This is a genomic window from Halomonas sediminis (assembly GCF_044871105.1).
Classification (GTDB): domain Bacteria; phylum Pseudomonadota; class Gammaproteobacteria; order Pseudomonadales; family Halomonadaceae; genus Vreelandella; species Vreelandella zhuhanensis.
The window spans coordinates 528,462-551,559 of the sequence record NZ_CP085246.1 but is presented as its reverse complement, the minus strand read 5'-3'; the positions used below and the strand labels follow the sequence as shown (position 1 = coordinate 551,559).

Here is a 23,098-nt window from a genome sequence, read left to right as displayed (position 1 = left end):
GTTCACTTCTAATGCCAATATCAATCCGGCCGGTGCACACGGTCGCCCACTTCGAGCGGGTGCGAGGCACGCATCACCAAGGCATAACTCACTTGATCGTAAGGCCGAAATACCAGTACTACCCCGGCCTCTTCGCCGGGCAATTGCAGCACTTCCTGTGTACGAGGGTCATTCACCCGTTCGCCTTGCTGCTCCACCCGCAACACATGCCCCGGCTGCAAGCCGTGCAGAGTGCCGCGATTCAAGGTGACTATCTGTAGCCGCCCGATGAAGCGCACCCCGCCCGGGGCGGCGATAATACGCCCTTCGATGTCATTGAGGGGCGGGCGCGGCTGAAATTCGCTTATCAGCGCACGGCTTTCCAGCGGCAGGACAATATCGTTGTTGCGAACTTCGCGGCGGGCCTTGAGCACTTCCAGCTGGACGATATCGCCTTCAGTGCGTACATGCCGCGCCTCACCGATGCCTTCGAGCTCCTGACCCAGAAAGTCACCTTCCGGGGACAGAAAGGCCTCCCCCATGCGATAGATACCGAAGCGCCCGCTACCGCTGACACGGCCTCGGGCATAGAGGCGATCCCCGGCACCGCTGATCAAGCGCCGATCTTCGCCCGCTACCACATACGCCAGTTCATCGAGGCTTTCCGGATCATTCACCACCCGATGGTCATTCAGGAAGGCGCGTGTGATATTCAACGGGATCGGTTCGATGGCTTCGCGTGCGGGAGTCGTGCGCATTTGAGGTGACAGCTTGACGACATTGCGGCCTCGTTCGAGCTTCACGCAAGGGCTACCCTCGCAGTCATGCAAGGTCAGGCGATCACCGGGATAGATACGATGAGGATTGCCAATCTGCGAGTTATCCTGCCATAACTCAGGCCACTGCCAGGGACTTTCCAGAAAACGCCCGGCGATGTCCCATAACGTATCGCCAGATACCACGGTATAGCGCTCAGGGGCGGAGTGATGCAGGTTATCCCAATCGAGAGCTTGCGCCGCCGCCGAACCGGCTCCTCCCACCACGCCGATGACGGCAATCAGACAGGCCGTCAGCCGGCACAACCGGCGCTGCGCCCGGCACCTTGTGATGGAATATTTGCTGTATGTATTCACTCGCACCTGCCTCCAAGGAACATTCTCGGCATGGTATAGTCTCACGCTATCATGATGATAGGTATCGGGTGGTTCCCCTGAACGTCCCCGCTGCCTAGAATATGCCTTACAGACATCAGCATAACGGTGATTCCAACGCCATGGCCAAATTACCCATTCTTGAATTCCCCGATGAGCGCCTGCGCACCAAGGCGGTTGCCGTGGAAAGCGTGGACGACGACGTACGCCGGCTGGTCGACGATATGCTGGAAACGATGTACGACGCCAACGGTATCGGCCTTGCCGCCACCCAGGTGAACACCCATCGACGCGTGATCGTGATGGATGTCAGCGACAACCACACCAGCCCTTTGGTCTTCATCAACCCGGTTTACACCCCTTTGGGTGAAGAACGTGAGCCGCTGCAGGAAGGCTGCCTGTCGATTCCCGAATACTACGCTGACGTTTCCCGCGCATTGAAAGTGCATGTCACTGCGCTGGATCGTCACGGCGAGCCGTTTGAACTGGAAGCCGACGGACTGCTGGCCCACTGCATTCAACATGAGCATGACCATCTCGAAGGCGTGCTGTTCGTCGACTATCTATCGCCACTCAAGCGCGACCGGATCATGAAAAAAATGCAGAAACGTCACAAGCAACTGCAGGACGCCTGACCCCTTCGTTTACCCGTCAGGCTGTCCAATCCAACAAGCGCGACTCTTGTCGGGCCGAGAAAACTGCTTTCAAGCTTGTTTTCTCGGCCTTTGTCGTTAAGTTAGGCGTTATAATCACGCTCACACTCCTCAGGTGCTTGTTTTCATGTCTCGACCGTTGCGCATTGTCTTTGCCGGCACCCCGGATTTCGCCGCCGCCAGTCTTGCTGCTTTGCTGGAAAGCCGCCATCAGGTCATCGCGGTGTACACTCAGCCCGATCGACCCGCCGGGCGTGGGCGTAAGCTGACGCCCAGCCCGGTCAAGCAATTGGCCCTTGAGCATAAACTACCGGTGTATCAGCCCGCCTCGCTCAAGGCCGCCGAAGCCCAGTCACAACTCGCCGATCTGCAACCCGACATCATGGTCGTGGTGGCCTATGGGCTGTTGCTACCCAAGGCGGTGCTGGAAATTCCCCGGCTGGGGTGCCTCAATGTGCATGCGTCGCTTCTGCCTCGCTGGCGTGGGGCCGCGCCCATTCAGCGGGCCATTGAAGCCGGCGACCCGCAATCGGGTGTCGCCATCATGCAGATGGATGAAGGCCTGGATACCGGCGCGGTGCTACTGGAGGCACGCACCCCGATCACCGCGACCACCACCGGTGGCGAGCTCCACGAATCCCTGGCCACCTTGGGAGCCACCGCGCTGATAGATGCCCTGGAAGGCGTCGCTGAAGGCAAGATAACCCCCAGCCCCCAGTCTGAGGATGGCGTGACCTACGCGGCCAAGCTTTCCAAGGCCGAAGCCGAGTTGGACTTCAGCCAAGGCGCCGCCACCCTGGCCGCCAAGGTGCGCGCCTTCAACCCCTGGCCGGTGGCCTGGTGCGCCTTGGGTGAAGAACGCTTGCGCCTGTTGATGGCGCAAGCGGGGGAGCCTGCCCAGGAAGCCACTCCACCAGGAACGCTGCTGACACCCGGCGACGATTGCCTGCGGGTTGCCTGCGGAGCGCAGGGCGAGGAAACCCTCGAAATCAGCCGCGCCCAACTGTCCGGTGGCAAAGCCATGGCTGTTCGCGACTTACTCAATGCCCGGCATCCACGGCTGGTACCAGGCTCACGCCTGGGCGCTAGCGACCAAGGAGTTACCCCATGAGCCGTAACAGCTCGCATAATAGCTCACGTCATAACGCTCCTGCGGCGGGCAGCGGCCAGGAAGTCCGCGCCGCCGCCGCTCGCGCCCTGGTGCCGGTGATCACCGATCAAGGCTCGCTTGCGGCCCTGGATGAATTCAGCGTGGTCGCTCGCGACCGTAGCCTGCTCAAGGCCCTGTGTTTCGGTACCTGCCGCAGCCTGCCACGACTCGAAGCGCTTGCCTCCCTGCTTCTCAAGCAACCGCTCAAGCGCCGGGATAGTGATGTCCAGGCGCTGCTATTGCTGGGCATCTATCAGCTGTTGTATCTGCGCATTCCCGCTCACGCCGCCGTGGGAGAAACTGCCGGTGCCGCCCGCCTTTTAGGCAAGAGCTGGGCCACTCGGGTGCTCAATGGCTGTTTACGCCGGCTGCAACGCGAGGCGGAAGCCCTGCAGGAAGAGGTCGACCAGGACCCAAACGTGGCGCTGGAACATCCCGCCTGGCTGCTCGATGCATTGCGTCATGCTTGGCCGCAACAATGGCGCGAAATAGCCCAGGCCAATAACCAGCCGGGACCGATGACCTTGCGCGTCAATCGCCGTCACCTGGATCGCGAAGCCTATATCGAGATGCTCACCGAAAACGGTTTCTCCGGCACGCTATGTCCTCATGCACCGGACGGCATCACCTTGCACACGCCCTGCGACGTCAGCGCTCTGCCCGGCTTTGCCCAGGGGCATGTCAGCGTTCAGGATGAAGCGGCTCAGCTTAGCGCCAACCTGCTCGGCCCGGCCCTGGCGCCGCGCCCCGGCGCACGCGTGCTGGATGCCTGCTGCGCCCCCGGTGGCAAGACGGCGCACCTGTTGGAGCAATTCGACAGCGCCTTGACCGCTATCGACAGCGACAACACCCGCCTGGCTCGAGTGGAAGACACCCTGGAGAGGTTAGGCCTCAAGGCGCAGCTGATCCATGCCGATGCCACCCAGAACGATTGGTGGGACGCCACGCCGTTTGACGCCATCCTGCTGGACGCGCCCTGCTCAGGGACCGGGGTGATTCGTCGCCATCCGGATATCAAACGCTTGCGGCGCAAGGAAGACATCCGTTCTCTGGCCAAGCTACAGGCGGAGCTTCTGGATACCCTCTGGCCGATGCTCCGCCCAGGTGGCACACTGCTGTACGCCACTTGTTCGGTATTGCCGCAGGAGAACTGCGATCAGATCAGCGCTTTTCTTGAGCGCACCCCTGATGCTGCGACCACCACACCCGAGGATGTCGCCTGGGGCCAGGCAAGCGGCAGCGGGCGCCAATTGTTTCCCGTAGAGGGCAGCCACGATGGCTTCTTCTATGCCAGACTAGAGAAGCGCCCTGCGTGATAGACGACTTGAACGCCCAGAAATGAGCTTTATGACAGCGTCATTTCGAGGGTAGGTTCAAGTGCTTATCTCACTAGCGCTTATTTCACTAGCAAAATAGGGAGAGCTCATGAGTCATCATACCTACAAGCATGTAGAGCTTACCGGCACCTCTGAAGTCAGCTCGGATGAGGCGGTAAAAAGTGCCTTGGCCAAGGCCTCGCAATCACTCAAGCACATGCGCTGGTTTGAAGTGACCGACACCCGAGGCCATATCGAAGACGGCCAGGTGGCCCACTGGCAAGTCACCCTCAAGGTCGGTTTCACGCTGGAGTAAGCGTCGCCCACCTGCTTTTTATCGGCGGCTGGTTTACACTAGCCGCCGATTTATTGCGCCGCACAATTCGCGTCGGTGCTTAGCGACGGATAGGGTGACACGATGAAAATCATCATTCTCGGCGCCGGCCAGGTCGGCGGCACCTTGGCGGAGCACCTGGCCCGCGAGGAAAACGACATTACCGTGGTGGATACCGACGGTGCCCGGCTGCGTGAGCTGCATACCAAGCTGGATATTCGTACCGTCACCGGGGCCGGTTCCTACCCCATGGTATTGCGCCAGGCCGGCTGCGCCGATGCCGACATGCTGATAGCCGTCACCAACTCCGACGAAGTCAACATGATCGCCTGCCAGGTAGCCCACACCCTGTTTCGCACCCCCACCAAGATCGCCCGGGTACGCGCCACCGCCTACCTCACTCGCAAGGGGTTATTCGCGCATGAAGCGGTGCCAATCGACGTCCTGATCAGCCCGGAGCAAGTGGTCACCGACCATGTACGCCGCCTGATCGAGCACCCGGGTGCTCTTCAGGTGCTGGAGTTCGCCGGAGGGCTGGTCCAGCTGGTCGCGGTCAAGGCATTTTACGGCGGGCCGCTGGTAGGTCAGGACCTAGCCTTTCTGCGCCGTCACATGCCCAACGTGGACACCCGGGTGGCCGCCATCTATCGGCGTAACCGCCCGATCATTCCGCGCGGCAGCACGGTGATCGAGTCCGATGACGAAGTGTTCTTTCTCGCCGCCCGGCGCGATATTCGCGCGGTAATGAGCGAACTGCGCCGCGTCGAGCGTGACTTTCGCCGCGTGGTGATTGCCGGCGGTGGCAATATCGGCGAACGCCTGGCCGAACACCTCGAACACAGCCACCAGGTCAAGATCATCGAACACAGCCTGGAGCGCTGCACGCAGCTTTCCGAGCGCCTTGACCGCACCGTGGTGCTCCACGGCAGCGCCACCAGCAAGCGCCTGCTCGAAGAAGAGAATATCGAAGACTGCGATATCTTCTGTGCCCTGACCAACGACGACGAAGTCAACATCATGTCGTCGCTTTTAGCCAAACGTCTGGGGGCCAAAAAAGTCCTTACCCTGATCAATAACGCCGCCTACGTGGACCTGGTTCAGGGCGGCGAAATCGATATCGCCATCTCGCCGCAACAGGCCACCATCGGCAGTCTGCTTACCCATGTGCGTCGCGGCGATATCGTCAACGTCCACTCCCTGCGACGGGGCGCGGCGGAAGCCATCGAAGCCATTGCTCACGGCGACAAGCAGTCATCAAAAGTGGTCGGCCGGGCCATCGGCGAGATCGATCTGCCGGAAGGCACCACTATCGGCGCCATCGTGCGTGGCAAGGAAGTGCTGATCGCCCATGATGACGTGGTCGTGGAATCCGGCGACCACGTCATCCTGTTCGTCATCGATAAACGCCGAATTCGCGACGTGGAACGGCTTTTTCAGGTCGGATTGAGCTTCTTCTGATGAGTGATATTGATTCAAGACAGCTGGCTAGAAGGCCTAGGCCATGAGTCTGCGGGTAATTCTGCGCATTCTTGGGCTGCTGCTGATGCTGTTCAGCCTGACCTTGTTGCCCCCGATACTGATTTCATTATGGTTTCGTGACGGCGTCTGGGATGCCTTCGCTATCGGTGTGGTGATCACCGTGACGACCGGGCTGCTGCTGTTTCTGCCCAATCGCAACGAGCACAAGGAACTGCGCATCCGCGACGGCTTCTTGATCGCTGCCATGTTCTGGACGGTGCTGGCCCTGTTCGGCTCCTTGCCGCTGATGCTGTTCGGCGAGGGCTCGCTGACGATCACCGATGCGGTCTTCGAATCCTTTTCCGGCCTGACCACCACCGGCGCCACGGTGATTACCGGTATCGATTTCTTGCCCGAATCGATTCTCTATTATCGCCAGCAGCTACAGTGGCTGGGCGGAATGGGGATCGTGGTGCTGGCGGTGGCAATTCTGCCCACCCTCGGTGTCGGTGGCATGGCCTTGTACCGCACCGAAATCCCCGGCCCGCTGAAAGACTCCAAGCTCACCCCGCGCATCACCGAAACCGCCAAGGCGCTATGGTATATCTATGCCACCTTGACCATCACTTGCATGCTGGCCTACATGGCCGCCGGCATGAGCTGGTTCGATGCTTTGGGCCACAGTTTTTCCACCGTGGCGATTGGGGGCTTCTCTACTTACGATGCGAGTATCGGTTACTTCGATAGCGCCCTTATCGAGCTAATCTGCGTGGGGTTCATGCTGATTTCCGCCTTCAGTTTCAGCCTGCACTTCATCGCCTGGCGCGAAAAACGTCTGACACATTATTTCCAGGACCCCGAAGCGCGTTTCCTGATGCTGTTTCTGCTCAGTTTGACTGTTATTACAGTCGTTTCGCTATGGTTGACTAACACCTATGACACCGTGCGCGGCCTACGCCACGGCCTGTTTCAGGTAGTCTCTGTGGCGACCACCGCAGGCTTCGGGGTAGCCGACTTCGCCGCCTGGCCGGGCGCCTTGCCCTTTCTGCTGTTCATGGCGGCATTCGTGGGGGGCTGTTCCGGCTCCACCGGTGGCGGCATGAAAGTCATCCGCATTCTGTTGATCGTCAAGCAGGGCATGCGCGAAGTGATGCGACTGATTCACCCAAACGCCGTGATTGCGGTAAAAATAGGCAAGGTCAGCGTGCCCGACGGCATCGCTCAGGCCGTTTGGGGCTTTTTCTCGGTGTATGTATTACTGTTTTTCTTGATGCTGGTTGGGGTGATGGCGACCGGCGTGGATCAGGTGACCGCCTGGTCGACCGTGGGGTCGGCCCTCAACAACCTCGGCCCCGCCCTGGGCGATGCCACCAGCCATTACGGCAATCTGCCGGCACTGGCCAAATGGATTCTGGTCGTTGCCATGCTGCTGGGTCGCCTGGAAATTTTTACCGTATTGGTGCTGTTTACTCCCGCCTTCTGGCGGCGCTGAACGGGCCGGTATTCCCCGTATTGAATTGAGAGCTTGTTAATGACTGACGAATCCCAAACGCCGGCTTTCGATGCCCAGGACGCCACCACCCAGACGCCGACTATCAGCGGCCCCCTTCAGGTGGTCACGGTAGGCAACACTCGCTACACCCTGTTGGGTACCGCCCACGTCTCGGCCCAGAGCGCCGATGACGTTCGCGGTTTGATTCAAGGCGGCGCCTTCGATGCCGTGGCCATCGAGCTGTGTGATGCCCGGCATCACAGCCTGGAAAACCCCGACGCCCTGGGTGAGCAGGACCTGTTTCAGATCTTTCGCGCAGGCAAGGCAGGCATGGTCGCGGCCAGCCTGGCGCTGGGCGCCTTTCAGCAGCGCATCGCCGAGCAGTCCGGCATTCAACCCGGTGCGGAAATGCGGGCGGCGGTGGAAGAGGCTCGCCGCCATGAACTGCCGCTGCTGCTGATCGACCGGGACGTGGGCATTACGCTCAAGCGCATTTACAGCAACGTGCCTTGGTGGCAGCGATTTTCGCTGTTTTCCGGCCTGCTGGGCAGCGTGCTTTCGCGCCAGGAAATCTCCAGTGCCGACATCGAGAAGCTTAAGGAAGGCGATATGCTCGAAGCCACCTTCAACGAGTTTGCCGAACAGTCCGAAGCGCTCTACATTCCCTTGATCAGCGAGCGTGACCGTTACATGGCGCTGCGCCTGGCCGAGGAAGCACCGCCCGGGCGTTATCGTAATGTTCTGGTGGTACTCGGTGCCGGACATTTAAAAGGTACCGGCGAGCACCTGGAAGCGCCGCTGCCGGAAAGTCCTACCGTTGAGCGTGAGTCCCTCGAGGCAACGCCGCCGCCGTCAAAACTTTGGAAAGCCCTGCCCTGGCTGATCACCGCCCTGGTGCTCACCGGCTTTCTCATCGGCTTTTCCCGCGACACCGACCTGGGCTGGCAGCTGGTCATCGAATGGTTCCTGATCAACGGTGTGCTCTCGGCAGCGGCGACGTTAGTGGCTCTGGCGCATCCGTTCACGGTCATTGCAACTTTCTTTGCTGCGCCGCTGACCTCACTCAACCCCACCGTGGGTGCCGGCTTCGTTGCGGCCGGGGTCGAGCTCTACATGCGCAAGCCCAAGGTGCGCGATTTCTCGTCTCTGCGCCATGATGTCACCGCCCTCAAGGGGTGGTGGACCAACCGGGTCTCGCGCACTCTGCTGGTGTTCCTGCTGGCAACGCTGGGGTCTGCCGCCGGTACCTGGATCGCAGGCTTCCGCATTGCCGGCGCCCTGTTCGGGTAGCGCTCCCTTGGGCGCTTGCCTGAAAAGCCTGGGCTTTGAAAACTAGGCTTCTCGGCGCTCAAGCAGGCGCCGCATCGCCGGGGAAAGCTCATGGAGCTTGTGATGTCCCCGGCTGGCCGCGTAGCTTGCATTGAACACTTCAAAATAATCATCCAGCACTTCCGCTGCGTTCACATCGCCACTTTGTCGCAAGAGTTCTATGGCCACTTCCGCCGTACACAGGTGCGCACTGGAAGCCGGCTTGCGTAGCCGATAGCGGGTTTCCCGTTGGGTACAAAGCGGTAATACCGGCAGGTTTTCCAGATAAGGGCTTTTGCGAAAGATCCGCCGGGCCTGGCGCCAAGTGCCGTCCAGAATGATGAATACCGGAATTCTAGTCTGGACCTTGGCCTCTAGTGCCGCCTCGATATTAACCACCCGATCGGCATAATCTGGTTGATCATCCGGGAAAATCACAAAAGGTGCATAACGCTCATCGGCCAGCAATGCCAGAAGCCCTTCATCCGGTGTGGTGCGATACCAGGTGAATACCTGGGTCTCGGGCAGCACATCGCTAATCAAGCGCCCGGTATTGGTGGGTTTGTTATGTTCCAATGAATGGGTCAGCAGCCATACCTGGGCAACGCTTTGCGCCTCCACCCGATAAGGACACAGGCAGTTCAAGACCGGCAAGTTGCACCCGGTGCAACGCTTGACAAAGCTGCCCCGCGCCCTGAACTCTCGGCTTGGCGGTTTCGGATGCCCGGTGGCGGGGTCGCGTTCGCTTGACATTGCTGACGAGGTTTCTGAATCCGGCATCCTGGCTCCAGCCATAAGGAAAGGCCGCCGAGTATAAAGCAGACGCCCGAGCGTGACGAACAGACCATGACGACCAGGTTTGAAAGAAATCGGCCACATCGCGTAAACCAAAAATAAAAATCAGGTTGACTCGAAAAGCCGTCAGGTTTTAAGGTGCCGTCAACTACCAAGAAATAAAAGGTTTACCAGATGCCGGTCATTGCAGCCACCCAACCCCGCCACGACTGGACGCTGGACGAGATCGATGTGCTCTTCGCCCTGCCGTTCAACGACTTGCTGTTTCACGCTCAGCAGGTGCATCGTGCGCATTTCGATCCTAATGCGGTCCAGATCTCGACGCTGCTCTCGATCAAGACCGGTGCTTGCCCGGAAGACTGCAAATACTGCCCCCAGTCCGGCCATTACAACACCAAGCTGGACAAGGAAAAACTGCTGGAAATCGAGAAAGTCGTGGAGCAGGCCCAGGCGGCGATCGATGCCGGTGCCAGCCGTTTCTGCATGGGAGCGGCCTGGAAAAGCCCGCGGGAAAAAGACCTGAACGTGGTGTTGGAGATGGTCAGCCGGGTCAAGGCGCTGGGGCTTGAAACCTGCATGACGCTGGGAATGGTGGATACCGCCCAGGCAAAACGTCTCTCCGAGGCAGGGTTGGATTACTACAACCATAACCTGGACACCTCTCCGGAATATTACGCCGAAATTATCACCACTCGTACTTTCGCCGACCGCCTGGATACCCTGACCAATGTGCGCGAAGCGGGCATGAAGGTCTGCTCCGGCGGCATTCTGGGCATGGGTGAAGCTCCCCGTGACCGTAGCGCCTTGCTGCAACAGCTGGCCAAACTGGAACCGCATCCGGAATCGGTGCCCATCAACATGCTGGTCAAGGTACCCGGTACACCACTGGAAGACGTCGAGGACCTCGACCCCATCGAATTCATCCGCGCCATTGCCGTGGCGCGTATTCTCATGCCGCAAAGCCACGTACGCCTTTCCGCCGGACGCGAGCAAATGAGCGAATCCACCCAGGCCCTGGCGTTCATGGCCGGTGCCAATTCGATTTTCTACGGCGATAAGCTGCTCACCACCGGCAACCCTCAGGTCGATCGCGACAAGGCATTGTTCGCCAAACTTGGCCTGCACCCGGAGCGTCGCGATACCTGCCGGAGTGACGACCTTCACCAGGCACAACTCGCTCAGACCATCGCCCAGCAGGAAACCCAGCAACGCGCGGCGGCCTTGGCGGTGGATGTCAGTGGCGCCTGACGTCGACTCCCCTTGGCGGCATTGGCTCGATCAGCAGGCACTCAGCCGGCGTGAACAGGGCCTATGGCGTCAACGCCGGGTGATGGGCAAGGGCTACCTGGATTTTGCCGGTAATGATTATCTCGGCCTGGCCCTTGATCCCCGGGTGATCGCCACCCAGGCCGAAGGCGCTAGGCGCTGGGGTGCCGGAGCAGGGGCGTCGCACCTGGTCAGCGGGCATCTCGCCGTGCACGAGGAGCTCGAACAGCGTCTCGCCGCCCTGGTGGGACGCCCACGGGCACTGCTGTTTTCCACCGGCTACATGGCCAACCTGGGCGTGCTCCAGGCACTCTGCGATTCGCATACCGCGGTGTTTCAAGATCGCCTGAATCACGCCTCGCTGCTCGATGGCGCACGCATGGCTGGGGCTCGTTCACGGCGCTTTCATCATCGCGATCTGACTGATCTGCACCGGCTGCTCGCTCGCAGCCAAGAAGAACGCAAGCTGGTGGTAAGCGACGGTGTATTCAGCATGGATGGCGATAGCGCCGACATTGCCGGGCTTGCCGCCACCGCCGCTTCGCATCGGGCCTGGCTGATGATCGATGATGCCCATGGCCTCGGCGTATTGGGTAGCGACGGCGATGGTTGCGTGGGCCGGGCCTACGATTGCGACCAGGTGCCCATTCTGGTGGGCACGCTGGGCAAGGCGCTAGGCACGGCGGGAGCTTTCGTCGCCGGCAGCCAGGCACTGATCGAACACCTGATTCAGTACGCCCGGGGTTACGTGTATACCACCGCGCAACCGCCGGCCATTGCCGCCGCTACCCTGGAAGCCTTGACGATACTTGAGCAGGAGCCCGAACGCCGTACTCGCCTGCACGCCACCATTGCCTATTTTCGCCAAGCCGCCGCGCAAGCCGACTTGCCTCTCGCGGCGTCATTTACACCCATCCAACCGCTGATGTTGCACGATAGTGAGCGGGTCATGCGCTGGGCCGAGCGGTTGAACTCGCATCATATAGCGGTAGGTGCCATCCGCGAGCCCACCGTGCCCAAGGGGCAGGCTCGCCTGCGTATCACCTTGAAAGCCACCCATCAGCGCCACGAGATCGACCGCTTGGTCAGTGCGCTGATCGAGTGCCAAGCTTGCGAAAGCGGTTCATGATCCATCTGACGTTGCTTTCCGGCTGGGGTGTGAACGCCCGGGTGTGGCAGCCATTGGCGCCTCATTGGCCCGGCGACTGCCAGGTAAATGCCGTGGAGTGGCCGGGCTACGCGGAGCACGAGGCCGCCCCTCAAGCGCACGACCTAGCGGCGCTGGCCGAAGCCATGCGCGATACCTTATCCGCCGAGAGCATCTGGGTCGGTTGGTCGCTGGGGGGCTTGCTGGCGGCTTGTTTATTGAACCATCTCCCTGCACCCAAGGCGTTGATACTCTTGGGAACAGGGCCGAAATTCTGCCAGCCGGGCGGGGTAAGCAACGCTGAGCTGAGTGCCTTCCAGGAGGCTTTCGCGCGCGACCCCGAGGCTACCTGGCGGCATTTTCTACGCTGGCAAACTCAAGGCGAGCCCAAGCCAGGCGACGCCCACCGCCGGTTGCGGGAATTACTGGGCAGTCGCCCCAGCGCCGATATCGCCACGCTGCGTGCCGGTCTCGGCCACTTGGCCATGCTGGATGCCACCCGAATACTCGAACAGCCACCATGCCCGGTGCAGCGTGTCTATGGCGGACGTGATCGCCTGGTGAGCCCCGAACAGCGCCAGCACGGCATGTTGCTTGAAGGGGTCGGACATTGCCCCATGGTCTCCCAGCCCGCTCGGCTCGCCTTCACCTTGGCTCGCCTGGCCAAGGCTTCAATGCTTAATTCATCCGCCCTGGAAGCGCATTCATGAGTGCCGCGACCCCCTTGCCGTTTTCCGCCTGTACTTGGCACCAGCAAGTGGCTCACGCCTTTTCCCGCGCCGCGCCGCATTACGAGACCCGAGCCATGGCGCAACTTGCAATGGGTGAAAGACTCTGGGGGCAGCTACCTGTCTCGGCATCGCAGGTGCTGGACCTGGGTTGTGGCCCCGGCCTCTGGAGCGCACGGCTAGCACAGCATTACGGCGCACACAGCCAGGTCACCGGCATGGATATCTCCCCTGGCATGCTACGAGTTGCCCGGCAACGCTACGGCAACCAGGCGCAGTGGCAAGAGGGGGATGCCGCCGAGCTGCCCTTGGTCGATAACGCCATCGATCTGGTGTTTTCCAACCTGGCCATTCAGTGGTGTAAGTCACTCCTCCCGGTAATGCAGGAAATACAGCGGGTATTGCGCCCCGGCGGCCTCGCGCTGATCAATACCCTGCTGCCCGGCACTCTCCAGGAAGTCGCCGACGCCTGGCAACGCCCGCAAGCCTTGCTGCAATTTCATTCCCGGCAGGACTACCTGAATGCCGCCCGAGAGGCGGGACTTGCCCTGGGGCACCACCAGACGCAGGCCGAACGATTTTTCTACCCGAACATGGCCGCAGTGATGGCCTCGATCAAAGGGGTCGGGGCACAGGTCGCGCGACCCGGCAAGCGGCTGACCCGCCAAGCGTTGAACCAAGCCACCCAACGCTATGAAGAGCAGCGCGAGTCCCAGGGCCTGCCGGTCAGTTACCAACGCTTGACCCTGAGACTGGAGAAGCCGCGTTCATGAGCCGATATTTTATCACCGGCACCGATACCGATGCCGGCAAGACCCTGGTCGCCGCAGCCCTTTTGGCCCGCGCCCGTGCCCAGGGGCTGAGTACCCTGGGGCTGAAACCTGTCGCTTCCGGCAGCCATTCAACCCCCGAAGGGCTTCGCAACAGCGATGCGCTGAGCCTTCAAGCCCAGAGCTACCCGCCACTTGAGTACGCTCAGATCAACCCCTTCGCCTTCGCCCCAGCCATTGCCCCGCATCTGGCAGCACAGCAGGCGGGAGCCGAACTGAGCGTGGCCGGGATACTCCAGGCGATTGAGCCGACGCTGGCAAGCCAGCCTGATGTCACCCTTATAGAGGGCGCGGGCGGCTGGCGGGTGCCACTCAATGATCGGGAAGACCTGAGCGACCTGCCTCGGGCGCTTGAGCTTCCGGTGATTCTGGTCGTGGGACTGAAACTGGGGTGTCTCAATCATGCGCGCTTGACCGCCGAGGCCATCCGCGCCGACGGCCTGACGCTGGTCGGTTGGGTGGGTACGGTCATCGATCCGGCGTTTGCCGCGGATAGCGCTCTGTTCGACGCCAACATGGCGACGCTTTCGCGGACGCTGGGTGCGTCTGCAACGACAGCCTGCCTGGGCGTAATTCCGCCTCTTGCCGAGTCAACCGAGGTGCTGCGCATCGCCAAGGCCGCCGCCTATCTCAACCTTCCTCGGCAGGCCACTTCCCCTTCCATGGAGTCGCCATGAAGTCGCCTATCTGGCATCCTTATGCCCATCTGAAAACCCAGACACCGGCGCCCAAGGTCAGCGGTGGCCAAGGCGCCTGCTTCACCCTGGAAACCGGCGAACAGCTGTTGGATGCCACCTGTTCCTGGTGGTGCATGATTCACGGCTACGGCCATCCACGTCTGATCCAGGCCATTCGCGACCAGGCCGGAGAACTCTGCCATGTGATGCTCGGCGGGCTCAGCCATGAGCCCGCCGACCGTCTGGCCCGGGAACTGGTACGCATCACCCCGGCCGGGCTGAACCATGTGTTCTATTCCGACAGCGGCTCGGTGGGCATGGAAGTGGCCATGAAAATGGCCGTGCAGTATCACCGCCTTCAGGACAAGCCACACAAGCACCGCATGCTCGCGCTGATGAAGGCCTATCACGGTGACACCGCAGGCTGCATGGCGGTATGCGACCCGGAAGAAGGCATGCACGGGCTATTTTCCGGCTACCTACCCCAGCATCATTTCGCCCCGGCGCCCACTGCCGCCTTCGATGCCGACAAGGCGGATGTACACCACGACCTGCAAGCGCTGCGTGCCGTGCTCGAACGGCATCATCATGAGATAGCGGCCCTGTTGATGGAGCCGCTGCTACAGGCGGCCGGTGGCCTGAACATGACCTCGCCACACTATGTGAAAGGCGCCAGGCAGCTGTGTGACGAATTCGATGTGTTGCTGATCTTCGATGAAGTCGCCACTGGGTTCGGACGCACCGGCAAGATGTTCGCCGCCGACCACGCCGAGGTGATGCCGGACATCATGGTGCTTTCCAAGGGTCTGACCGGCGGCTACCTGGGGCATGCGGCCACCCTGGCCACGGATCGCGTTCACGACGCTTTCATCGGTGATTCCCCTGAGCACGCCTTCATGCACGGCCCTACCTTCATGGGCAACCCCCTGGCCTGTCGCGTGGCGCTGGAAAGCCTGGCGGTCTTCGAGCAGGAAAACTACCTGGACAAGATCACCCGGCTAAGCGAGCTATTGCGCCGCGAGCTGTGTGATGATGCGGAGCTTCGCCGACACCCGGAGGTGGTGGATGTGAGGGTGTTGGGTGCCGCCGCCGTGATCGAGACGCGTTGCGCCGATAACCTGGAAGGGGTGGGAGAGTTCGCCCGCCGGCACGGCGTATGGCTGCGCCCCATCGGCCGCTGGCTTTACACCATGCCCGCCTACATCACCACCGAAGAACAGATCCGCTGGATTACCTCGACGATGAAGGCGTGGTTTCAGCGTTAATCAGCAGGGATGTCCGCTTCGCCGACGAAACGCTGCCTGGCATCTACCACATAGGCAGCGAGTGCCGCTAACGTATTGGATTCCCAACCCAGCGGTTCGGCCGCCATCGGCGCGACCATGCACAGCTGCACCATTTCATCGGCGTGGACGGTATCCATACCGAATTGATTCACGCCCATATTCACTTCATGGGGATAGGGTTGGTTGAACGAGGCTTGATAGCCCGACTGCCCATCGGCGCCATGGCAGCTCGCGCAGGCAAGGCCATTGGTACTCAGCGAAGCATCGTTGAATAGCGCCTCGCCCCGCTCGACCAGTTCAGTGGGATTGTCACCGTTCTCATCGTAGCCGGGGACGTAGTTTTCCGGGCGAGAGACTGCTTGGGTGCGCGCACTGGACTGGGCACCGCCATCGGCCTCACCTTCTGCTTCTCCCTCGGCCTCACCTTCTGCTTCGCCTTCAGCCTCTCCCTCGGCTTGTGCTTCAGGTTGCGCCTCTGCCTCAGCGTGGTTGCTTGCCAGCAGTAGGGTGCTGGACTGTGTGCTGTCGTCATTGACATACAGCGTACCGCCATTCGCTGTCACGTCTAGCGCAATCCCGCTCGCCACCAGGGCCAGCACCGGCGCGGTGTAGCTCATTTGGCGGCGCAGCTTAGCCAATAAATCCCGGCGTTTTTCATTATGTAGCGACATGGTATTCACCCCTGGATAGCTATTGTTCTGAAGAAAAGCGATTAGCGCCTCGCCACGTTGCCTTGTTTTACAGAGGCCGCTTTATAGCAGCACTGTGTTAGTGAGCTAACCGGCGCTTTCCTTACACACTCAAGTGATGCTTGATCGTTTGTGTGAGATCTTTCAATCCAGCATAGCGATTGATGGGTGAATCACTAGATCAATTTCCCACGAGGAACATGTGAGAAAATTGATCTAGCGGTGGGTGACTTTGGTCGAAGTGCGGCACTTTGTCCCGCGTTAACCAGCAAGGCTACCCGTATGATTCCGGCACTTATCTAATAACTAATCGTTACAAGGATATTGCCATGCATCGATCGCGCCTCCTTGGCATGCCACTAGCGACCTGCGGCTCCTTCCTCTCATGCTCAGTCAGATACGATGATTGTCGAGGCTGAAATGATGCTGCCAGGAGATATCAACACTTCGCCTCAGCATTCTCCAGCACCGGCAGCGGATGCCGCGGACTGGCTGCGGCGTTTTAACGGTGTTGAAGCAGTACGCATGGGCGGACATGGTCTCGATCCGGTCATTCGCGGCCAGCAAGGTAATGCACTCAACATCCTGATCGACGGCGGCTACGTATTCGGTGGCTGTCCCAACCGCATGGACCCGCCCACCGCCTACGCCCCACTACACAGCTTTGACCGAGTCATCGTCAGCAAGGGCGTCACTACACTACAGCACGGCCCAGGCGGCAGTGGTGGAACGGTGCTGTTTGAGCGTAGCGCACCGGACTTTGAGGGCAAGGCGATTGACAAGCAGGGCAGCGTGGGTGCCAGCTACGATGACAACGGCGAACGCGTCGGCCTCTACGGCAGCCTGGAAACCGGCAATCGGCAAGGCTATCTACGGGTGTTCGGCGAGCGCCAGGAGGCCAACGACTACGAAGACGGCGACGATCGGCGCATTCACAGTGGCTTCGAGACCACCAGCGGCGGGCTGACCCTTGGCCTGACACCCGGCGAGAACACCGAGCTGGCGCTGGGTTACGAAGCGGTGCGCGAGCGCGACGTCAAGTTCGCCGGAGCCGGCATGGACTCCCCGGAAAGTGACAACGACACCGTGCGGCTGCGCCTCGACCACGCCTTCTTGGATACGCGGCGCGTGGAAAACCGACTGCAATACACCACCATCGATCATGTGATGGACAATTACTCGCTGCGCAAGCCCCCCGTAACGATGGGGATGCTCATGAAGATGCGCTCGCCCACCGAATCCGACACTTTCACCTTGAAGAGCATGTTCGTGCAGCAGCTAGCCGATAGCGACCCGCGCCTGGGGGTCAATGTACTCCAGAATGAGCGTAATGCCCGGATCATCAACGACACATCCGGCAAGGTGGCGTTCCTCTCTTGGCCAGATGTCACCACCCGCCAGTCCGGCGTGTTCGCCGAGCTGGACCACTACCTGACCGAGCGCATTATCCTGAGCGGCGGTTTACGTCTGGACTATTCCGAAGCCAACGCCGAGGCTGCCTATGCATCCAGCGAGACGGGGAATGTAGCGGCGGATTTCTACCGTAATACCTACGGAATCGATGGCGACCTGGATCATGATGCCTGGCTGGTGGGCGGCTTTGTACGCGGCGACGTGCGACTAAGCCCCACCGAGAGACACTCTATACCAGCCTTAGTCGAGCAGAGCGTGACGCCGACGCTACCGAGCGCTATTTCGCGCGCAGCAGCTGGGGCAATTTTATCAACGTGACGACTGGGAAACCGGCCTTACCGCGCGTTTCTCCGACAGCCAAAACCGCCTGGGTCCAAGCGAAGTCGCTACCGCCGGTTACGTGGTATTGGACGCCGAAGCTGCCTGGCACTGGAACACGCTGACGCTGAGCGCTGGTGCGAAGAACCTGCTCGATAAAACCTATAGCGACTTCTTGAATCGCAACCGCAGCGCCAGCGACCCTTTCCTGGCTGACGCGCCGGAAACGCTCAACCTGCCGCTTAACGAGCCGGGGCGCAGCTTCTGGTTAGGTGTGAATTACACCTTTTGACCACTTACGGCAACGAGAGGACACCCTGCTGTTTCCAGTGCTTGACCAGGGCAGGCACCCCTTTCCCCGCGGTGTCGTTGATCGCCAGCACGCCGGCTGGGCTGAGTTCAGTGGCGTTGGGGTCGACCACCGCGCAAGGGGTGTCGTAGGCGACATGGTTCAACAGCGAGGCGGCGGGCATCACCGCCAGCGACGTGCCGACCACCAGCAGGAAATCCGCTTCGCCGACCAGATCGCAGGCATCGGCGAATAACGGCACCGACTCACCGAACCAGACCACATCCGGGCGCAACTGGCTGCCCTTGTCGCACAGATCGCCCAGTGCGATGCCGCCTTTGGCCAGGCGGTATTGCATGCGAATATCCACGCTGGATCGCGCCTTGAGGATTTCGCCATGCAGATGCAGTACCTGACGTGATCCCGCCCGTTCGTGAAGGTCATCGATATTCTGGGTAATCACGCTCACCTGGAAACCGGCCTTCTCCAACCCCGCCAATGCCTTGTGGGCGGCATTGGGCCTGGCGCGGCGAATTTGCTCGCGGCGGGCGTTATAAAAGTCCAATACCCGCTCGGGATCGCGCCGCCAGGCACTGGGTGTCGCGACATCTTCAACCGGGTGTTCGTCCCATAGCCCATCGCTGGCGCGAAAGGTCTTGATACCGCTTTCGGCACTGATGCCGGAGCCGGTAAAGACCACAAGATGCGGTGTCCTGGTCATTAGCCCTCCTCAGTCGGTACCTATCAATATACCAATTCCTCGCCCGCGCCACTGAAGCGTTGCTTGTTGCGATAGGGGTAAACGTCGATCACTCGGCCATCGAGAATCGCCTGCTGGAGCCCTTTCCAGTAGGCGGCTTCGAACAATTCCGGATGAAGTTGATAGAACAACTTGCGCAACTGGATGTTGGCAAACAGGAAGGGACCGAATTCCTCGGGGAAAATATCGTTGGGGCCGACGGAATACCAAGGCTCGTCAGCCAATTCCTGCTCCGGGTACATGGCTTCGGGAATGTGGCGAAAGTTGCATTCGGTGAGGTAACAGATCTCGTCGTAATCATAGAAGATGACCCGTCCGTGGCGCGTCACTCCGAAATTCTTCAACAGCATGTCACCGGGGAATATATTGGCCGCTGCCAGCTGCTTGATGGCATTGCCGTAATCCTTAAGGACCATCGTGGTTTCTTCTTCGTCGCACTGTTCCAAATAAATGTTCAGCGGGATCATCATGCGCTCGGTATAGCAGTGCTTGATGATTACCTTGTCACCCTTGAGGTAAACCGTGGAAGGAGCGACTTCCAGCAAATGTTCCAGGCATTCGGGTGAGAAGTGATCCTTGCGGGCGATGAAGTTGGAAAACTCCTGGGTGTCGGCCATGCGCCCTACCCGGTCGTGGCGTTTGACCAGGCGATACTTCTCGCGCACATTTTCCCGGCTCATGTCTTTGGTGGGATCGAACTTGTCCTTGATGATCTTGAATACCGTGCGGTAAGAAGGAAGCACAAAAACCGCCATCACCATGCCGCGCACACCAGGGGCGATGATGAACTGATCCTCCCGCTTGGCCACCTGATAATTCAACCCCCGGAAAAATTCGGTCTTGCCGTGTTTGAAGAAACCGATGGAGGCATAAAGCTCCCCCTCCGGCTTGCTCGGCATCAATTGCTGGAGATAATCGACGAACTCGCCTGGCACCACCACTTCCACCTGGAAGTAAGCCCGGGTAAAGGAAAAGATGATCGAGACTTCATCCGACTCTATCAATACCGTATCCAGATGCAGCCCGGCACTGGCGCCTTCCTTTTCGCCGAAACCTTCACCATGCAGCACCGGCAGCACTAGCGGCACCTGCTCCCCCCCTCCGCGAATCCGACCCACCAGGTAGGCGCCCTTGTTGCGGTAGAACACACTATTGAGCAGTTCGATCTCGGCATCTTGCGCATCGCGAATCACTGCCGGCAAATGTTCCTGCAGGAAGTCGGTGCCCAGCTGGGTATCACGTTCGATATCGTCGAAAGGATTATCCAGCGGCGCTTCGAGCAAGGCCCATTTCAACGCTTCCTGCCAATTGCCATTGACCGGACGCGAGCGGCACAACTCGATACCCGAGTGATGGGCGGCACTTTCGCGTGAGCTGTAAACGAACATCCAGTCGTTACGGATGTGGCGATGATGAAAGATCGAGCAGAACAGCGAATTGAAGAACGTTTCCGCCAACTCGTAATCCAGCCGCTGGCTGATCAGGTCGGCATAGTGGTTACGCGCTTCGCGCCAATGCTCACAGTGAGAAAGCATCTCGTCGTCATCGAAGCTACGCTTGAGTCGCGCTAAGGTATCCAGCACCTTTTCTTCATATAGGTTGATCCGCTCGGCGGAAGCCTGTTGGGCTTCACGCCAGGCCGCTTCACGAAAACGACGGCTGGCATCGTGGGTGATTTCCTTGAAGCGAGCACGGTATTCATCAAAGCCATGCAGAATGGTGATTGCCAGGCGATAGGCGGGGGTCAATTTCACAGTGAAAACTCCGGCAATTTCGGCTCAGCTTCCCTCATGTGCAAGCCAAAAGCGAGACGACCATGGTGGCGCTCAATGGCTATTCAGTGCCTCGATACAGGCTACTTGGAGGCGAAACGTGCCCGCCCGACGATCGGCAATCAAAAAGCCCAGCTGATGAATACGTGCGGGATCAAGCGTGGGGGCATCGCTCAGCAGACGGCCGCGGCACACGGCCTCGAACGCCTGCCAAGGCAAGTCGATGGTTTCCCAGGCATCCGCTTTCGGTGTAAAACGCGCGCGATAGACACTGCTGTCATCCAGATCATGGCTTTTCAAGCGTAGCTGGTAGGTGCGCCCATCGCCGCTCACCCTGAGACGCACCCCGACAGCCCCTGCCAAGGCCTGCTGTAGCGGTGGATGAGGTGCTCGCCGCACCGAGGCAAAGCCGCCACCATTTTCCAAAGAGAGTTCGCCATGAAATATCCCTTTGCCATTTTCCACCTGGAAATCACTTTGCGAAACACCGCCCATCACATCGTCATTCACCGCCTGCCAATGCGTGGCTTCCGCTGGGTCTTGAAATTCGATTGGTTGCATATCGTCTCCTAATTCGTTGAGATAGCGTTGCACTGATCCAAGGAAATCGAAAGACTCATGGCTAAAGATACTCTCTAGTCACTTTCCTCAAGAGTGCTTATATGTTCAACACGACCGCCTGGAACCGATTGCGTTATAGCTGCTATGCACCACTGTATGACATCGTTGTCGAGCGTGCGTTTCGCCAGGCCCGCCGCCGAGCGCTTGCCCAAGTGGCATGGCAACCTGGCATGCAGGTGCTGCTGGTAGGTGCCGGAACAGGGCTGGATTTGCCCTGGCTGCCCAAGGATATCGAACTGCATGCCACTGACCTTTCCCCGGCCATGGTAAGACGCACACAAGCACGCGCCGATGCCATGGCGCGTGACGTTGAATGTCGCGTGATGGATGCTCAGTCTCTCGATTACCCCGATGAATATTTCGATGTAGTGGTCATGCACCTGATTGTTGCGGTCATGCCGGACCCGGTACAGGGGCTCCAGGAAGCCTACCGCGTCCTTAAACCCGGCGGCCAGCTATGCGTGATGGATAAGTTTCAGGCGGATGACCACCCCGCGGGGGCGGGTCGGCGAGCACTCAACGCCCTAACCTCCGCCTTGGCCACAGACATTACCCGCCAGGCCCAGCCACTTCTGGAAGACGCCGGGTTTATTATTCACGCAGATCAACCGGTCATGATGGGAACACTGTTCCGCGCTTTGCTGGCTTACAAGCCATCCTAGGTGTTGGGTCCCGAAGAGTAACGGCCTACGTTATGAATCATTACCGGAGGAGGTCGGTATCCAGCAAAGTCGGGTTGCCGATGCGATAAGTACCCCAGGTGGGATGACACCGAACGCTCAAGCCGCGACAATGGCGCCTCGTTTTTTTCGTCGGGGAGCGGTATGCCACCACTGAGAATTGTGTATCAGGATGAATGCCTGGTTGCCGTACACAAGCCCTCCGGCTTGCTGGTGCACCGCACGGTGCTCGCTCGCGGAGAAACCGAGTTTCTTCTCCAGCAGTTACGCGACCAGCTGCAACGGCGTGTCTATCCCATGCATCGCCTTGACCGGCCGACCTCCGGCCTCATCGTGTTCGGCTTAACCCCCGAGGTGGCGCGCGCCCTGTCGGAAAGCTTCACCGAGCGTCAGGTGGAAAAACGTTACCTGGCGGTGGTGCGCGGCATGGCGCCGGAGCAGGATCGTCTGGATTATCCGCTGCGCGAGGAAGATGGTAGCCGTCCCAAGGCGCAGATGCCCCCCATGCCAGCGATGACCGATATTCGCCGTCTGGATAGCGTCGAATTGCCGGTGCGAGTGGACCGTTACCCCCAAGCGCGTTATTCCCTGGTGGAAGCACGCCCCCTGACCGGCCGCCGCCATCAGATTCGCCGCCACCTTTCGCAACGCGGCTATCCGATTATCGGCGATGCCAAGCACGGCAAGGGGAACCACAACCGTTTCTTTGCCGAACAGCTCAAGGCCCCCCGTTTGTTGTTAGCCGCCACTGGCCTGGCATTTGACCACCCGGTGCTCGCCAAGCGCGTCATGCTGAGCTGCGCCCTGGATGACACCATGACCCAGCTTTTCCAGCATTTCGGCTGGGCTGGTCATCTCCCGCTGGATAGTGTTCGCACACCGCCGCTCGAGCCTCCCAAGGTGCTTTCCAACGCCAGTGCCATCTAACGCCAATGCTATCGCCAGTACTTTCTAACGCCAGAACTCTTCCAACCCCTGATGATTTC

The 23,098-nt window shown here is 60.0% G+C and carries 23 protein-coding genes; 17 read left to right on the top strand and 6 right to left on the bottom strand.

What is annotated here, in order from left to right; genetic code table 11:
* Positions 1-20 precede the first annotated feature (20 nt).
* Positions 21-1,022: a LysM peptidoglycan-binding domain-containing protein gene (locus LG290_RS02720; RefSeq protein ID WP_499837007.1), complete on the bottom strand. Its 1,002-nt coding sequence runs from the start codon at positions 1,020-1,022 to the stop codon at positions 21-23.
* Between the two features lie 230 nt (positions 1,023-1,252).
* Here LG290_RS02720 and def point away from each other — a divergent pair, with 230 nt between their 5' ends.
* The 7 genes from def to LG290_RS02685 all read left to right on the top strand — a co-directional run bounded on the left by def (position 1,253) and on the right by LG290_RS02685 (position 8,823).
* Positions 1,253-1,765 carry a peptide deformylase gene (gene def, locus LG290_RS02715; RefSeq protein WP_499836144.1) on the top strand — a complete coding sequence of 171 codons (513 nt, stop codon included), beginning with the start codon at positions 1,253-1,255 and terminating at the stop codon, positions 1,763-1,765.
* Between the two features lie 145 nt (positions 1,766-1,910).
* Positions 1,911-2,894: a methionyl-tRNA formyltransferase gene (gene fmt / locus LG290_RS02710; protein ID WP_499836143.1), complete on the top strand. Its 984-nt coding sequence runs from the start codon at positions 1,911-1,913 to the stop codon at positions 2,892-2,894.
* A complete protein-coding gene (gene rsmB / locus LG290_RS02705; RefSeq protein WP_499836142.1) occupies positions 2,891-4,249 on the top strand; it encodes a 16S rRNA (cytosine(967)-C(5))-methyltransferase RsmB in 1,359 nt (452 codons plus the stop codon). Before fmt ends, rsmB begins: the two co-directional genes overlap by 4 nt.
* Positions 4,250-4,358: 109 nt before the next feature.
* Positions 4,359-4,565, top strand: coding sequence for a dodecin (locus LG290_RS02700; RefSeq protein ID WP_160417483.1), 207 nt, complete (start codon positions 4,359-4,361; stop codon positions 4,563-4,565).
* A gap of 102 nt (positions 4,566-4,667) precedes the next feature.
* Entirely contained in the window at positions 4,668-6,041 is a 1,374-nt protein-coding gene (gene trkA, locus LG290_RS02695; protein WP_160417484.1) for a Trk system potassium transporter TrkA, read from the top strand.
* Positions 6,042-6,084: 43 nt separating this feature from the next.
* The gene (locus LG290_RS02690) at positions 6,085-7,533 is read left to right on the top strand and encodes a TrkH family potassium uptake protein (RefSeq protein ID WP_160417485.1); all 1,449 of its coding nucleotides are present in this window, start codon (positions 6,085-6,087) and stop codon (positions 7,531-7,533) included.
* A 39-nt stretch (positions 7,534-7,572) separates the two neighbouring features.
* Entirely contained in the window at positions 7,573-8,823 is a 1,251-nt protein-coding gene (locus LG290_RS02685) for a TraB/GumN family protein (RefSeq protein ID WP_499836141.1), read from the top strand.
* 42 nt (positions 8,824-8,865) lie between these two features.
* Here the strand turns inward: LG290_RS02685 and LG290_RS02680 are convergent, their stop codons facing one another.
* On the bottom strand, positions 8,866-9,621 hold the full coding sequence (locus LG290_RS02680) for a tRNA-uridine aminocarboxypropyltransferase (protein ID WP_499836140.1): 756 nt from the start codon (positions 9,619-9,621) through the stop codon (positions 8,866-8,868).
* A gap of 189 nt (positions 9,622-9,810) precedes the next feature.
* Here LG290_RS02680 and bioB point away from each other — a divergent pair, with 189 nt between their 5' ends.
* Genes bioB through bioA form a run of 6 tightly spaced genes read left to right on the top strand, consistent with a single transcriptional unit; the run spans position 9,811 to position 15,549 of the window.
* On the top strand, positions 9,811-10,884 hold the full coding sequence (bioB, locus tag LG290_RS02675) for a biotin synthase BioB (protein ID WP_499836139.1): 1,074 nt from the start codon (positions 9,811-9,813) through the stop codon (positions 10,882-10,884).
* Positions 10,868-12,031, top strand: a complete 1,164-nt coding sequence (gene bioF / locus LG290_RS02670; RefSeq protein ID WP_499836138.1) for an 8-amino-7-oxononanoate synthase — start codon at positions 10,868-10,870, stop codon at positions 12,029-12,031. Before bioB ends, bioF begins: the two co-directional genes overlap by 17 nt.
* Positions 12,028-12,759, top strand: a complete 732-nt coding sequence (locus tag LG290_RS02665; RefSeq protein WP_499836137.1) for an alpha/beta fold hydrolase — start codon at positions 12,028-12,030, stop codon at positions 12,757-12,759. Before bioF ends, LG290_RS02665 begins: the two co-directional genes overlap by 4 nt.
* Positions 12,756-13,550: a methyltransferase domain-containing protein gene (locus tag LG290_RS02660; protein ID WP_499836136.1), complete on the top strand. Its 795-nt coding sequence runs from the start codon at positions 12,756-12,758 to the stop codon at positions 13,548-13,550. The genes LG290_RS02665 and LG290_RS02660 overlap by 4 nt, the downstream gene beginning before the upstream one ends.
* Positions 13,547-14,284 (top strand): dethiobiotin synthase, encoded by a 738-nt coding sequence (gene bioD, locus LG290_RS02655; protein WP_499836135.1) that lies wholly within the window; start codon positions 13,547-13,549, stop codon positions 14,282-14,284. The genes LG290_RS02660 and bioD overlap by 4 nt, the downstream gene beginning before the upstream one ends.
* Positions 14,281-15,549 (top strand): adenosylmethionine--8-amino-7-oxononanoate transaminase, encoded by a 1,269-nt coding sequence (gene bioA / locus LG290_RS02650; RefSeq protein WP_499836134.1) that lies wholly within the window; start codon positions 14,281-14,283, stop codon positions 15,547-15,549. Before bioD ends, bioA begins: the two co-directional genes overlap by 4 nt.
* Here bioA and LG290_RS02645 read toward each other — a convergent pair.
* Positions 15,546-16,241 (bottom strand): c-type cytochrome, encoded by a 696-nt coding sequence (locus tag LG290_RS02645; RefSeq protein ID WP_499836133.1) that lies wholly within the window; start codon positions 16,239-16,241, stop codon positions 15,546-15,548. The two genes, bioA and LG290_RS02645, sit on opposite strands and share 4 nt — an antisense overlap.
* Before the next feature lie 438 nt (positions 16,242-16,679).
* Here LG290_RS02645 and LG290_RS02640 point away from each other — a divergent pair, with 438 nt between their 5' ends.
* Together LG290_RS02640 and LG290_RS02635 are read left to right on the top strand one after the other, a co-directional pair.
* Positions 16,680-17,990 carry a TonB-dependent receptor domain-containing protein gene (locus LG290_RS02640; RefSeq protein WP_499836132.1) on the top strand — a complete coding sequence of 437 codons (1,311 nt, stop codon included), beginning with the start codon at positions 16,680-16,682 and terminating at the stop codon, positions 17,988-17,990.
* Between the two features lie 82 nt (positions 17,991-18,072).
* Positions 18,073-18,282: a hypothetical protein gene (locus tag LG290_RS02635; protein ID WP_499836131.1), complete on the top strand. Its 210-nt coding sequence runs from the start codon at positions 18,073-18,075 to the stop codon at positions 18,280-18,282.
* Positions 18,283-18,286: 4 nt separating this feature from the next.
* Here LG290_RS02635 and LG290_RS02630 read toward each other — a convergent pair whose 3' ends face one another.
* The 3 genes from LG290_RS02630 to LG290_RS02620 all read right to left on the bottom strand — a co-directional run bounded on the left by LG290_RS02630 (position 18,287) and on the right by LG290_RS02620 (position 21,372).
* On the bottom strand, positions 18,287-19,000 hold the full coding sequence (locus LG290_RS02630; protein ID WP_499836130.1) for an SIR2 family NAD-dependent protein deacylase: 714 nt from the start codon (positions 18,998-19,000) through the stop codon (positions 18,287-18,289).
* 23 nt (positions 19,001-19,023) lie between these two features.
* Positions 19,024-20,793 (bottom strand): bifunctional isocitrate dehydrogenase kinase/phosphatase, encoded by a 1,770-nt coding sequence (aceK, locus tag LG290_RS02625; protein ID WP_499836129.1) that lies wholly within the window; start codon positions 20,791-20,793, stop codon positions 19,024-19,026.
* A 72-nt stretch (positions 20,794-20,865) separates the two neighbouring features.
* Complete coding sequence (locus LG290_RS02620; RefSeq protein WP_499836128.1) at positions 20,866-21,372, bottom strand: CIA30 family protein; 507 nt, start codon at positions 21,370-21,372, stop codon at positions 20,866-20,868.
* Positions 21,373-21,473: 101 nt separating this feature from the next.
* On the opposite strand from LG290_RS02620, the gene LG290_RS02615 reads away from it, so the two are divergent.
* Together LG290_RS02615 and LG290_RS02610 are read left to right on the top strand one after the other, a co-directional pair.
* On the top strand, positions 21,474-22,094 hold the full coding sequence (locus tag LG290_RS02615) for a class I SAM-dependent methyltransferase (protein WP_499836127.1): 621 nt from the start codon (positions 21,474-21,476) through the stop codon (positions 22,092-22,094).
* A 162-nt stretch (positions 22,095-22,256) separates the two neighbouring features.
* On the top strand, positions 22,257-23,039 hold the full coding sequence (locus tag LG290_RS02610; RefSeq protein ID WP_499836126.1) for a pseudouridine synthase: 783 nt from the start codon (positions 22,257-22,259) through the stop codon (positions 23,037-23,039).
* The last annotated feature ends 59 nt before the right edge of the window (positions 23,040-23,098 follow it).

Excerpts from the sequence above, each read along its gene's own strand:
- def (WP_499836144.1), top strand. The coding sequence starts at position 1,253 with ATGGCCAAATTACCCATTCTTGAATTCCCCGATGAGCGCCTGCGCACC.
- fmt (WP_499836143.1), top strand. The coding sequence starts at position 1,911 with ATGTCTCGACCGTTGCGCATTGTCTTTGCCGGCACCCCGGATTTCGCC.
- rsmB (WP_499836142.1), top strand. The coding sequence starts at position 2,891 with ATGAGCCGTAACAGCTCGCATAATAGCTCACGTCATAACGCTCCTGCG.
- LG290_RS02700 (WP_160417483.1), top strand. The coding sequence starts at position 4,359 with ATGAGTCATCATACCTACAAGCATGTAGAGCTTACCGGCACCTCTGAA.
- trkA (WP_160417484.1), top strand. The coding sequence starts at position 4,668 with ATGAAAATCATCATTCTCGGCGCCGGCCAGGTCGGCGGCACCTTGGCG.
- LG290_RS02690 (WP_160417485.1), top strand. The coding sequence starts at position 6,085 with ATGAGTCTGCGGGTAATTCTGCGCATTCTTGGGCTGCTGCTGATGCTG.
- LG290_RS02685 (WP_499836141.1), top strand. The coding sequence starts at position 7,573 with ATGACTGACGAATCCCAAACGCCGGCTTTCGATGCCCAGGACGCCACC.
- LG290_RS02680 (WP_499836140.1), bottom strand. The coding sequence starts at position 9,621 with ATGCCGGATTCAGAAACCTCGTCAGCAATGTCAAGCGAACGCGACCCC.
- bioB (WP_499836139.1), top strand. The coding sequence starts at position 9,811 with ATGCCGGTCATTGCAGCCACCCAACCCCGCCACGACTGGACGCTGGAC.
- bioF (WP_499836138.1), top strand. The coding sequence starts at position 10,868 with ATGTCAGTGGCGCCTGACGTCGACTCCCCTTGGCGGCATTGGCTCGAT.
- LG290_RS02665 (WP_499836137.1), top strand. The coding sequence starts at position 12,028 with ATGATCCATCTGACGTTGCTTTCCGGCTGGGGTGTGAACGCCCGGGTG.
- LG290_RS02660 (WP_499836136.1), top strand. The coding sequence starts at position 12,756 with ATGAGTGCCGCGACCCCCTTGCCGTTTTCCGCCTGTACTTGGCACCAG.
- bioD (WP_499836135.1), top strand. The coding sequence starts at position 13,547 with ATGAGCCGATATTTTATCACCGGCACCGATACCGATGCCGGCAAGACC.
- bioA (WP_499836134.1), top strand. The coding sequence starts at position 14,281 with ATGAAGTCGCCTATCTGGCATCCTTATGCCCATCTGAAAACCCAGACA.
- LG290_RS02645 (WP_499836133.1), bottom strand. The coding sequence starts at position 16,241 with ATGTCGCTACATAATGAAAAACGCCGGGATTTATTGGCTAAGCTGCGC.
- LG290_RS02640 (WP_499836132.1), top strand. The coding sequence starts at position 16,680 with ATGATGCTGCCAGGAGATATCAACACTTCGCCTCAGCATTCTCCAGCA.
- LG290_RS02630 (WP_499836130.1), bottom strand. The coding sequence starts at position 19,000 with ATGACCAGGACACCGCATCTTGTGGTCTTTACCGGCTCCGGCATCAGT.
- LG290_RS02620 (WP_499836128.1), bottom strand. The coding sequence starts at position 21,372 with ATGCAACCAATCGAATTTCAAGACCCAGCGGAAGCCACGCATTGGCAG.
- LG290_RS02615 (WP_499836127.1), top strand. The coding sequence starts at position 21,474 with ATGTTCAACACGACCGCCTGGAACCGATTGCGTTATAGCTGCTATGCA.
- LG290_RS02610 (WP_499836126.1), top strand. The coding sequence starts at position 22,257 with ATGCCACCACTGAGAATTGTGTATCAGGATGAATGCCTGGTTGCCGTA.